This window comes from Agarilytica rhodophyticola, assembly GCF_002157225.2.
Taxonomy (GTDB): domain Bacteria; phylum Pseudomonadota; class Gammaproteobacteria; order Pseudomonadales; family Cellvibrionaceae; genus Agarilytica; species Agarilytica rhodophyticola.
In genome coordinates this window covers 3,600,097-3,611,705 of record NZ_CP020038.1, presented here as the reverse complement: position 1 = coordinate 3,611,705, position 11,609 = coordinate 3,600,097, and the positions used below count along the sequence as shown (strand labels likewise).

10 protein-coding genes are annotated in these 11,609 nt (G+C 38.2%); 4 read left to right on the top strand and 6 right to left on the bottom strand.

What is annotated here, in order from left to right; translation table 11 throughout:
* Nucleotides 1–70: 70 nt before the first annotated feature.
* Nucleotides 71–1,084 (bottom strand): zinc-binding alcohol dehydrogenase family protein, encoded by a 1,014-nt coding sequence (locus BVC89_RS15090; protein WP_086931989.1) that lies wholly within the window; start codon nt 1,082–1,084, stop codon nt 71–73.
* 152 nt (nt 1,085–1,236) lie between these two features.
* On the opposite strand from BVC89_RS15090, the gene BVC89_RS15085 reads away from it, so the two are divergent.
* On the top strand, nt 1,237–2,142 hold the full coding sequence (locus tag BVC89_RS15085) for a LysR family transcriptional regulator (RefSeq protein ID WP_086931988.1): 906 nt from the start codon (nt 1,237–1,239) through the stop codon (nt 2,140–2,142).
* Nucleotides 2,143–2,148: 6 nt separating this feature from the next.
* On the opposite strand, the gene BVC89_RS15080 is transcribed toward BVC89_RS15085, so the two are convergent.
* From BVC89_RS15080 to BVC89_RS15070, 3 genes are all read right to left on the bottom strand, one after another.
* Complete coding sequence (locus BVC89_RS15080; protein WP_086934630.1) at nt 2,149–3,096, bottom strand: bifunctional helix-turn-helix transcriptional regulator/GNAT family N-acetyltransferase; 948 nt, start codon at nt 3,094–3,096, stop codon at nt 2,149–2,151.
* Between the two features lie 971 nt (nt 3,097–4,067).
* Entirely contained in the window at nt 4,068–4,760 is a 693-nt protein-coding gene (locus tag BVC89_RS15075) for a cytochrome b/b6 domain-containing protein (protein ID WP_158657966.1), read from the bottom strand.
* Nucleotides 4,761–4,810: 50 nt separating this feature from the next.
* Entirely contained in the window at nt 4,811–5,299 is a 489-nt protein-coding gene (locus BVC89_RS15070; protein WP_086931986.1) for a c-type cytochrome, read from the bottom strand.
* Nucleotides 5,300–5,824: 525 nt separating this feature from the next.
* Here BVC89_RS15070 and BVC89_RS15065 point away from each other — a divergent pair.
* The 3 genes from BVC89_RS15065 to BVC89_RS15055 all read left to right on the top strand — a co-directional run bounded on the left by BVC89_RS15065 (nt 5,825) and on the right by BVC89_RS15055 (nt 9,997).
* Entirely contained in the window at nt 5,825–6,694 is an 870-nt protein-coding gene (locus BVC89_RS15065) for a hypothetical protein (protein ID WP_086931985.1), read from the top strand.
* Between the two features lie 566 nt (nt 6,695–7,260).
* Nucleotides 7,261–8,073 carry a formate/nitrite transporter family protein gene (locus tag BVC89_RS15060; RefSeq protein WP_086931984.1) on the top strand — a complete coding sequence of 271 codons (813 nt, stop codon included), beginning with the start codon at nt 7,261–7,263 and terminating at the stop codon, nt 8,071–8,073.
* Nucleotides 8,074–9,064: 991 nt separating this feature from the next.
* On the top strand, nt 9,065–9,997 hold the full coding sequence (locus BVC89_RS15055; RefSeq protein ID WP_086931983.1) for a LysR family transcriptional regulator: 933 nt from the start codon (nt 9,065–9,067) through the stop codon (nt 9,995–9,997).
* On the opposite strand, the gene BVC89_RS15050 is transcribed toward BVC89_RS15055, so the two are convergent.
* Nucleotides 9,985–11,118, bottom strand: a complete 1,134-nt coding sequence (locus BVC89_RS15050) for an NAD(P)/FAD-dependent oxidoreductase (RefSeq protein WP_086931982.1) — start codon at nt 11,116–11,118, stop codon at nt 9,985–9,987. The two genes, BVC89_RS15055 and BVC89_RS15050, sit on opposite strands and share 13 nt — an antisense overlap.
* Nucleotides 11,118–11,597: a flavodoxin domain-containing protein gene (locus tag BVC89_RS15045; RefSeq protein WP_086931981.1), complete on the bottom strand. Its 480-nt coding sequence runs from the start codon at nt 11,595–11,597 to the stop codon at nt 11,118–11,120. Before BVC89_RS15045 ends, BVC89_RS15050 begins: the two co-directional genes overlap by 1 nt.
* Nucleotides 11,598–11,609 lie beyond the last annotated feature (12 nt).

The window sequence follows — 11,609 nt, the reverse complement described above, 5'->3', positions numbered from 1 at the left end:
AAGCGGCTTATTACTTTTAATATACAATGAATAATAAGCCGCGCTGCCCATGCAGAAATACGCGTATATCTTACTGGCTATAACCTTCAAGAACATTTTTACCACATGAGCGGCCACTTTCTTGCAGCACATGGGCTTCTTTCAGTGTTTCTACACTTATTTTACCCATATTACGGGTCACAGTGGATATCAATTTACCTTCATCGATTAGAGAAGCTACACGATTGAGTAAATGATGTTGTTCAATCATATCTTCCGTTTTAAACATAGAACGAGTAAACATAAATTCCCAACTGAAACTAAGGGCTTTGGTTTTCATCGCATTAATATTCAAAGGTTGTGGATCATCTATAAGTACTACATGCCCACGGGGTTTGATCAGCTCAATAATAGCGTCGAAATGACTATCGGATGCGGTTAATGAGGCGACATACTCAGGCTCAATACCCAACTCTTGCATCTGCTGAGGTAACGGTTCGCGATGATCAATGACATGATCAGCGCCCATTTTTTTCACCCACTCACGGGTCTCCTCACGAGAAGCTGTGGCAACAACGGTTAAATCGGTCAGCGCTTTTGCCAATTGAATAAGTATTGAACCAACACCACCAGCTGCACCTATAATTAATAGGCTTTTTCCCTTACCCTCTCCTTCCTTAAGCGCAAAAGAATCAAATAACATTTCCCAAGCGGTAATGGATGTCAGTGGAAGGCCTGCAGCATTGGCAAAGCTTTGAGAGCTAGGTTTTTTACCCACAATTCGTTCATCAACAACGTGTAGTTCTGAATTGGTGCCAGCGCGAGTGAGATCGCCGGCATAAAAAACTTCGTCACCCACATTAAATAGGCTCACCTTACTGCCAACGTGTTTAACAACACCGGCGGCATCATAACCAATAATTTTCGTCTCACCTTCTGTCGGCGCCATCTTTTCGCGCACTTTGGTATCCACAGGATTCACCGAGATACCGCGCACTTCTACTAATAAATCATTATCACCAATCGTTGGTTCAGGAGCGTCAAACTCAACTAATGCATCTACTGCGTCAATAGGACCTGCTTTTGTATAACCTATAGCCTTCATCGTTTTAATACCTTGTGTGAATTCAAAACCGTTGCAATGATTTTGCTGAGAAACTGTATATTAATCGGCTTTGTTTATTGATATTTGCTTATCTATGAGTAATTATGGCGAACATTAATTGATAAGTGAAACTAGAAATTTAAATAGTACCTATGAGCAATTCAAATAGATCTTCCTTCCAATTGGATACGGATCTTATCAGTTTAAGATCTTTTATCGCTGTCGTAGAGGAAGGCGGTTTTTCAGCTGCTGCCAAACGCGTCAACCGTTCCCAATCGGCCATTAGTTTGCAAGTAGCAAAACTCGAAGAGCGCCTTAACAGTAAGCTGCTCAATAGAACTAGCCGAGTAATGACGCTTACTTCTGCCGGAGAAAAGTTTATTGACTATGCCCGTCGTATTATAGAATTATCAGATGAAGCAATATTAGCCGTCAGCGCAACAGATACACCAACAGTCTTGCGCGTGGGCTTTGCCGAATACTTAGTGCCCCAGCACCTCCATAACCTGTTGGCCAGGTTCAGGCGTGTGCACCCCAAGTGCGATTTAAGTATTGTATTAGGTTCTGGTAGCAGTATTCTGCAGTCATTGGAGCGCGGCGAACTAGATGTTGTGCTGGCCGGTCCTGAAGGAAAAAACGGTCATGTATTATGGCAAGAAGCGCTGGTATGGACTGGCTTTTTAAACATAGAAAATAACCACGATGAACCATTGGAACTCGTGCTTATGCATGCACCTTGTAGCTATCGGCAAATTGCCTTTGATGCCTTAGCAACCAATAAAATGTCGTGGAAAGTGTCAATTGATGCCAATTCTGTTCACGCAGTACAGTCAGCTATTTATGCAGGCTTAGGATTATCGGTACTGCCCCGCTCAGCAGTTTTGGACGGCATGCCAGTGATCAGTGAGGGCATGCCGAGCCTACCAAAAACCTCAGTGTCTAGTTATATTCCTGACAATGCCAACCACCCGCTGGCAGAACGTTTTATTGAGTATTTAAAAAGCGGTTTAGCGCAAAGTGCAGATTTAGAAATTCATGAACAACAAATACCTGCGTAATATTTTTTAATCTATTATTCTCTCCATTTGGATATCGCATCGCTGATAGGGAGACGCTTGTTTATCGACAGCCACAAAGCCTAGTTTTTTGTATAAGCTGATGGCCGGAGTTAATGTTGAGTTACTCTCTAAATAGACTCGCTTAGCCCCCATTAATTTAGCTCTTTGAAGTGTCGCAAGGCCGATTTTTTCACCGATACGTTTACCTCGAAGATCTGCTGCAACCGCCATTTTGGCTAATTCAAAGCATTCATTATCCATTTTAATTAACGCACAACTGGCAATGGGCTTTCCTTGATACAAGCCAATAAGAATGGCCCCGCCTTTTTGTAAAATATTTTGTTCAGGATTTTCTAATGACTTGTAATCTGAAAGCTCCATCTCCCAATGTTGGGTGATCCATGCTTCGTTCAGAGACTTAAACGCATGATGGTATTGCGGCGCGTAGTCTACTATTTGAATCTCTTCCGCTTTGCGGCCTTGAATAAGGTCTTCCACTCTATCGCTTAATCTACGGTATTTAATATGCCTTCCAGTAGTTTTTATAGCTTGCCATAAATCTATCCCCGTCTCATTAAACAGGTCACTTAACACTTTATCTATTGCCTCGCACTGACGGCACAGAGAAGGCACCATAGACTTTCCCTTCGCCGATAAACTTAGCATGCTTACACGTGAGTCCTTGTCTGATTTAATGGTATTAATAAGGCCAGCGGTTTTCATCTCTTTCACGATTTTACTTACTGATGCATGGGAATGGCCAATTTCTTTGGCAATATTCACAATCGACTCGCTGTCACTGCTGGCTAGTACATAAAAAACCGGAAACCATTTTGGATCAATATCCACATTAAACGACCGATAAATTGCTGAGACATCTTGGGTAATAGTATCGGCTAAAATTCTTAACCCACTCCCCAAAGCAATTTGCCCAAGTTCAGAATAGCTTTTCATAAGACTTTCCCAAAATTTAGTGGCTTCAATATGAAGCAACCTCTTATCGCCAAACTTACAATCTAGCTAACCAGAAAACAACGAATAGTCTCTTTGTAAGTAAATAGAAACGTTCATTGGCAGATAAGGTTAAAGTCATAATATCCGTAACTGGTTACGGATATTATGACTTTAATCGCATGATTTGTAAACAGGTTGTGGGGGATTTTCCAACATCTCTTCTAAGTGTTTGAATTTTAAAAGTTTTTCTGTGGCGCACTCATGTAACTCAAAATTAATATGCTTGGATAAGTTGCTATTATTGTTGTGAGTACAAGCCGTAGCTGGAGTCGAACCCGATTATTAAAGATTAAATGAAACTTTAGCTATAGGTATTGATGTAGAAAAATATATCCGGCCAGTAACCATATTCTTCTATCACACTATACGATAGTTTTCATCGTATATAGTCAGAGTAACATATTAACCCCAAGGGATATTTATAAATATGCTTAATTTTCCATTACATTTAATTCAGGTGATTAGTCTCGACTACAACGTTCTTATTGTAGAAATGAAGTAACTACCTTCTTCCTTATAAGTATATGAGAATTTTTTTAAAAAATTATAACTGAAAAGTGACTAGGTAAATTATAAATATACCCATAATATAGTGTTTTTAAGATATTAACATGAAACATTTTTTATTTGAATCTACGAACCCGCATAAGAGACGAGACAGTTAAGATTAAAGCAACAGCATTTAGCGAAAAAATAAACTTCTAGATTGTTCTTTGGTTTTTAAATCCAAATTAATTTAATAACAAAAATTTTATTTGGAATAGAGATATCAGCGGTAAATTTTAGTAGAACTAATACTCACATAGGATTTAATAACAGTAATGTGAACAAAACAACTTTAAGCCCAAGACTTCCACTGGGTCAAAGAAGAAGTCTTATCAGCTAACTATCATTTCATTACCGACAGCATGTCACCACCACGATAATAAAAAACCTATAGCAAGAATGCTACTTGCGGCAAGAACAAAACCTAGCCACCAAGTTCTAAAAAGCACTTTCGGTATCGGTACGGACGCGGGCCAATGCATCCATCCTGTCATCATAGGTGTTATCAAATTGTGCGAGAGATGTATCATATAAAACAACACCATTAACACATGAATAACAACGGCTATTTGAATAATCGTTGCAAACAAATAGTGTAGTTGTAATAGTTCACGAGAGAGTTCGCTTGACAACATGCTGTAAAAGCGCCCCTCCAACATTTCATCGCGGTCTGCGATAAATAAGCCACTAAATGCTTGAAAACCGACGACTCCCAAAATAATAAGTACGGCTATTCCTCCTGCCACATTATGTCCTCGGTCTGGATATACTTGCCCTTTAGCTAGTGCTTTTAGGTGGACAGATACTTTTAATGGATTTACTAATAAAGGAAATAAAAGTGCATTGCTGCTCCCCACCAACCCCCAAAGTAAGCGAAATAACAACAATGCCAATACAATTTCACCGACAAGACTATGCCATTCGTAGAATCGCCAGCCGGTTACACCACTAACAAGAAGAAATAAAACACTCATTGCAAACGACCAATGGAACAAACGAATCCAGATATCCCACACTTTGATTCGCGAGTTGCTTTTTGTAGAATCATACGTTTCCATTTTAGTGAAAACTCCCCTCATCACATATAAGGTCGATAAACTAAGTAATCTTAATCGTCTTTTTTACGATAGTCATCATGGCAACCCTTGCAGCCACTATTCACCTTTCTCATAGCCGCTTTCAACTGTTCACGCCCTTGACCTGCCACTTTTTGAATTTCACTCACGCTATCGAGCATACGTTTATCCGCCTTGGCTACATCTTCTGGCGAAGCCTTCCAAAATGCAGGTAGTGTTGTATTTTTGCGATTAGCGGGGTTTTCACTGTGAGAGCCTTCTGGCCACATATGCGTTTGATCAAGACGTACAGAAGCTAGCAGACTTTCCGCTGCAATAGAGGCAATTTCAGCATCATATTTTATCTTACCTTTTGACATCTGGTTTAGCGTAAACCAATAATATTTGTACACCTGCATTAAAGATTGGCGTGCCTCAATCGCATCGTCATACGAGCCTTCATCCTTTGCCGCATTAGCCGTGATACTTAAAGTACCTAAAAAAGTCGCCACTAATCCTGCAAATAACCATAATTTCTTCATGTGAACCCCATACACCTAATTAACAATTCCGTGCAGCAACCACTAGCAATACAATTACATCGGAAACAATTGCTTCTTACACATATTTTTGTGACCCGGAAAATGCTAACAGTTGATAAAGTGAACAACAATAAGCCATATAGCAAATGACTTTTGCTATATGGCAACAATAGATAAGACTTTATCTAGTATATGGAGTTACCATAATTGAATACCGAGTAATACAAATTAAAACATCAAGAGGTACCGAAAAGTATGCTAAGCCGTAAGAGACTTTTTAAAGCCCCATCGACACCACTATAACCCGGCAAACCATCAGATAAACGAACAACTATTAAACCTATTTTCGACGACCATTACTCATTTAAATTTTAAGTAACAAATTTGCAGAGAATTTTTCTATTTTCAAAATCGCTCTATGGCTCACCTCAAATAGTCACATGAAAACCCATACTGGCATTAAAAATTCTCAGCTCGCTCTATAATTTTTAGACACGCTTAAAAGTACATATAAATAGGTAAACTATGATTATTAATAATTTAATGCCAGGGCTTATTCCCAATAACCTTACCACCATGGCCAATAGCTACAATGCATTGGCCGATTGGAGTTTTTATGATGTTGGAGCATTAACAGCGACAGAGTTTGAATTTTTAATTCAACAAAAAACTTTAGAAGGATCTATTCTTGTGGTTCATCCCTCAGGCACAAGGGATATGGGTGTCAGTAAACATTCTGACTTTAATAATCTAAGTGCCTCGAAAGGAAAAATGCTACAGCGTTATACAATAGCAGGCGTAGGTAGTTCAGATGTAGGTGCTGCTGCATTAGCAAGAAACTTCGCTGATCACTACCAAGAGCCTGTAGGGGCGATTGTTGCTGGTTACGGAGTAGCAGATTTGATGGGTGAAGCCCTAGGTGGATGGTTTGCACTTGGCGGTAGCAATCGCGAATTGGCTAAAGACCAAAGTTTAGATAATGAAAGCAGTCGTAAAGATAAAGCACAAGCGAAAGAAACCTTAGAAAAAAGTCCAGATTCTAGCACTTTATACAAGCTCCTCACTGACTCTAAGCGGCAAATAAAGTCTATTGGCGGCCACTCCAAAGGCTGTCTTAGTATCGCTCTTGCCTTACAAGTACTTACAGGTGAAAATAATAATGATCTTATTAAAAAAGCCCAATCAATAGAATACCTTACTTTGGGGACGGTCGTGGAGTTTCCTGATGGCTTTGAAAAAGTACTACAATTTATTGGTTCAATTGACTGGTTTGGAGGTATAAATTCTCGTCATAGAGCTGAGCGAATCATTGTTAACAATGCATGGCATCACCTTAATACCACTATGCCTATGCATCTAGATGTAAAGAAAGTTTTGGCGGAAAACAAAGTATAGAGAAAGTAATAGTCAAGAGTTAGCAAGCCCTTAAAAATCGAAAACTCAGCATACCATTGTAGATTTTTAAGGGCATTATACAGCGGCTGAATAATGTGTAAAAAGGCCTTTAGGTATAAATTTATAAAAATAACTAATCAAAAATTTCACATGCGATACAATTTTCAGTTGTACTTATGAGATAATTAACATGGAAGATATTATTGAGCCAAAAAATGGCATTAAAAATAGATGGTTGGGCAAATATTAAAAAAAACTCCGTACACTGGCACCTAAATGTATCGAATTCTCAACTGGCGCACCAAACAAACGCATCGTCGTACATTAAATCAACATATAATTACGCTAATATCGAGTTTAATATATTCCCGCTTAACCTCCGAAAAAGCCTAATTTTTAGCTACTTTTTACCTAAAACAAGTTAACCCTCCTCGGCCAAACAGCAATTAATGTATCTCTATATAGTTATGGCACATGCATTGCTCTAGAAAATAAAAAACTATCGCACCTTTGGTCGGGAGTTACACTTTTATACCTCACCATATCTACTACAGAGAGAATGCCTTATGTCTTATTTAGCTCCATCAGAATTCGTGACCAAAATGGTCGACGCGGGAGAAGCCAAAGTGTTCATGGCCACCCGTGATACCTTAATTCGTGCATATATGGCCGGAGCGACACTAGCCATCGCCGCAGTTTTTGCAGTGACAGTTGCTGTTCAAACCGGTTACCCCATCATCGGGGCAATATTATTTCCTGTAGGTTTCTCCATACTCTATTTAATGGGCTTCGACTTATTAACAGGTGTTTTTGTACTCGCACCGTTAGCGCTATTTGATAAGCGGCCTGGCGTTACCATCGGTGGTGTATTGCGAAATTGGGGGCTAGTATTTGTTGGTAATTTTGCAGGAGCACTGACGGTTGCATTAATGACGGCAATCATATTCACCTTTGGTTTTTCAGTTGAACCCAGTGGTGTAGGTATAAAGATTGCCGGTATAGGAGAAGCGCGGACATTGGGCTATAAAGAATATGGAGCAGCTGGAATGCTCACTATTTTTGTTAGAGGAATTTTATGTAATTGGATGGTATCTCTCGGCGTTGTAGGTGCGATGATTTCTACTTCTGTAAGCGGTAAAGTTATTGCTATGTGGATGCCTATTATGCTTTTCTTTGCCATGGCTTTTGAGCATTCTGTAGTTAATATGTATTTGTTCCCTTCAGCACTCATATTAGGCGGCGACTTTTCGATAATGGATTACTTGATTTGGAATGAATTACCCGTAGTCCTCGGTAACCTCGTGGGTGGTTTGACAATGACAGGACTAACCCTCTACTCCACACATATACGTACAGCACCAAAGCGCTCATTAGCTTAAGCTTTACCTATTCGGAGTGCGTGTTATGTATTTAAAATACGCACTCTATTTTTAACCTAGTAGCTTAAAACAGAATGACAATATAACGTTATTTAACACAATTTAAGATCATTATTTGCAACCGACAAGATTTAAAATATACCGCTAAAATAGAATTGCGCTTACAAAATAGCCTGCCGCCGCCAGGAAGATTAAAAATAAAGCAATAACAAGATCAATATCAGCATATTACTGGTCGTCTGAATAAACCAGAATGTCACATGAAAGAACCTCCCCTTCCTTTCGCCGAATCATCTGTTAAAAATTGGCTATATAATAGACCTAAAGATAATGGCACAATATAAAACATACTCACCTATCAATAGGAACATATAGTTAGACACCTGATTGATATCAAACAAAAGCATCGATATTTATTAGACGATATCTGACTATTCATTTTTACTCACTAGTTTAGTTACCAGCTAAATACATGCAACCCTATATTATTAATATGAACAATTTAAGACAATATTTACTGTGTATACATTGTATAACAAAACCAAACCTGGACAGTGTGGATTCGGTAAGCTAGGATAATTTGACTTCACCGAAAATCTATTTTTGGCCTAAAAAATTGTATTTAATGATCAATTCATTTTCAAATTACGAAATAAAAATGCCGAAAAAATACATAAAATGACAACACTGAAGTAATAGAATTTAAAAGCTATATGACACACTTTTATACAGATAAATAAAATTCTTCAAAATAAGGGCAAACATAGCCCCTCACTTTTAAAAAATTAAATATTTGGCACCCAGTATATGATATTTATATGATAATTAATTTATCAAGGGAACTATAAGACTAAGAAATATTCGAAAAAATATACATTAATATAAATAAAATTAGTAAAAATATTACCGTAGAAATTGGTTTTGTAAAAATATGTAAATACTTATTCTTACTAAAACTTTTATTAAGCTTCAATATATTTTGAGAAAAATAATGTTTAGGCAAATGCAGATCTTTATCCAAGTTGTAGAATCCGGAAGTTATACAAAAGCCAGTGATATTTTAGGTGTCGCGTCTTCTTCCATATCAAGACAAATATCTCGCTTAGAATCTGAATTGAATACGCAATTGTTAAAAAGAAATTCACGAACCCTTCAATTAACGGAAGCTGGAGAAGAATACTATAAAGAAAGTTGCCTCATCCTACAAAACGTACTGCAACTAAACGAGTCTATAAAAAGATCGAGTGACGAAATTGAAGGTCGATTAAACATTTCTGTATTAGACTCTTACGGCAGGATGTATGTTTTACCTAACATTTCTGAATTTTTATCGTTACATCCAAAATTAAAGGTTGAGATTGAGCTGAATAATCAAGTAGTTGACCTTTATAGCGATCGCTATGATATCGGTATTCGCCTAGGTAGGCCTGTGGATTCAAGGCTTGTCGCTCGTCCACTAATGCTCAATACTATGGCACTAGTGGTCGCGCCTTCATATATTAAAAAAAATGGTGAAGCAAAACATCCGAGTGATCTTAAACATCATAATTGCCTAAGCGTTAGTCGCAGTCGACAAGTCATTACATGGAAGTTTGATAAAAATGACGAGCATATCAAAGTTAATATCAGCGGAAACCTGAGTGCAACTGGTGGTTATCCACTTTTGGAAGCAGCGAAACAAGGTGTAGGTTATTTGATGATTCCCCAATGGATGGTGAAATCGGATTTACGAAAAGGAACATTATGTGAGGTTTTTACAGAATGGGATGCCAATATTCTAGGGTTAACCGAGTCAACATTGTATGCAACTCATCTAAAAGAACATCCCAGGAAAAAAAATATAAGGGCTTTTATCGATTTTTTGATGGAGAAAGTAGAATATCAACCCGTTATTCAACCGGCAGCTAAAAATCAAACAATCTGAGATAAAAGCTTACGTGAATGCAGCATCTCTTTGCCTGATAGTGAAAATGCAACTAATTCATTACTCATTGTTGTACACTTTGCATAGAAATTAGGTGCGGTTCCACTAATATTCCATTCTCCTCCTTCCTGAACTTTTGGTAAAAAACATAAAGGAAATGTAGGTGTTTTCAAAATCACGGGTATTGGAGGAACTTTCACTTCAGTAGGGTTACCAGTCAAGGTCTTAGCTAATGCACGAGCAGAAATATTAATCGCATCTATATACATGTGTAGCTTTCCATTTTGTTCGGCACAATCCCCCAGCGCATAGATACCTGGTTTACTGGTTTGCATATAGTTATTGCAAACAATACCTATATTAGTTCGCAAACCAATTTTACTCGCAAGTGCCACCCTTGGACTTAAGCCTGTAGCTGCAACAAAAACATCACTCACTGGTAACTCAGAACTGTTTGTGACAATACAGTTACCGTTAACTCCCTCGATTTCTTGATCCAAAAACCACTGGACACCGATAGCGTTCAAACTATCCAATAATGCTTGAGAGAGCGCCTTAGGTAAATAACGCTGTAGCGGTCGTGTATCACTCGATATTACCGCCACCTTGTGACCTGATAATGCTAAATCATTGGCTAACTCACAGCCTATTAGCCCTGCACCTAAAATAGTAACTTGACTAGGTTTTTTTAAAGAGCGAGTCAGTTCGACATAATCATCTAAAGTGTTAAGTCCACGCCACGTAACCCCGGGTGTGACACTATCCAAAGTCTCAGGATAACGAGTAATTGCTCCAACACAAAAAATTAGATTTCGATATAAAAATTTCTTTTCAACTGTAGTAAGTATACGATTATCACAATCAATATCCACAACTGAACACTGCAAGAAAACATCAACCTTACTTTTCTGAGACCAATCACTTAATTTTTGCTGAACTAGCTTTTTACGATCAAGCTTTTTATTAAATGCATTGGAAAGCATAGGTTTGGCGTAAACTTCATCGTCATCTGCAGTTATGATGGCAATAGATGCACTTTTAGATTGCAAACGAATTTGTTTTGCCAAAGTAAGTCCAGCGTGCCCAGAACCTATAATAACCATGTCATATAAATCGGACATCAAAGTGAACCTTCAGCGATTAGTTCATCTGCTAGTATACTAGAAATTTTTTCGGCCCAAGGCGCCGCGGCCTCCATTGGGTCAAACACTTCACAGGCATCGATCATAGTGAGATCTTTAATACGTGTTGCATTTAGTTCCCCAAGAAGTGCATCTAAACGTTTTCCTGCCATACAAAAAGTATTACCGTAACTACTGTCTCCAAGAGCCAACACAGAATATGATATTTTTTTCAACAGACCCGCTTCACTTTTTGAGTAATGCTGATAAAATTTTTCTATATTTTCAGGAAGATCCCCAGCTCCAGTAGTTGAAGTAATAATTGCAACAAATGCAGCTTCACCTTCTATTAAATGCCAATTACTTTCATCGAGAATACTTGCCGCAAGCCCATTATTTTCAAAAATACTAAGTGTTTCTGTGGCAACCATCTCCGCTGTTCCATAAACACTTCCAAAAATTAAATACACTGGTAACATTGTGAATACCTG

Coding starts and splice junctions, on each gene's coding strand:
- BVC89_RS15085 (WP_086931988.1), top strand. CDS start 1,237: ATGAGCAATTCAAATAGATCTTCCTTCCAATTGGATACGGATCTTATC.
- BVC89_RS15065 (WP_086931985.1), top strand. CDS start 5,825: ATGATTATTAATAATTTAATGCCAGGGCTTATTCCCAATAACCTTACC.
- BVC89_RS15050 (WP_086931982.1), bottom strand. CDS start 11,118: ATGTCCGATTTATATGACATGGTTATTATAGGTTCTGGGCACGCTGGA.
- BVC89_RS15070 (WP_086931986.1), bottom strand. CDS start 5,299: ATGAAGAAATTATGGTTATTTGCAGGATTAGTGGCGACTTTTTTAGGT.
- BVC89_RS15055 (WP_086931983.1), top strand. CDS start 9,065: ATGTTTAGGCAAATGCAGATCTTTATCCAAGTTGTAGAATCCGGAAGT.
- BVC89_RS15060 (WP_086931984.1), top strand. CDS start 7,261: ATGTCTTATTTAGCTCCATCAGAATTCGTGACCAAAATGGTCGACGCG.
- BVC89_RS15075 (WP_158657966.1), bottom strand. CDS start 4,760: ATGGAAACGTATGATTCTACAAAAAGCAACTCGCGAATCAAAGTGTGG.
- BVC89_RS15090 (WP_086931989.1), bottom strand. CDS start 1,084: ATGAAGGCTATAGGTTATACAAAAGCAGGTCCTATTGACGCAGTAGAT.
- BVC89_RS15045 (WP_086931981.1), bottom strand. CDS start 11,597: ATGTTACCAGTGTATTTAATTTTTGGAAGTGTTTATGGAACAGCGGAG.
- BVC89_RS15080 (WP_086934630.1), bottom strand. CDS start 3,096: ATGAAAAGCTATTCTGAACTTGGGCAAATTGCTTTGGGGAGTGGGTTA.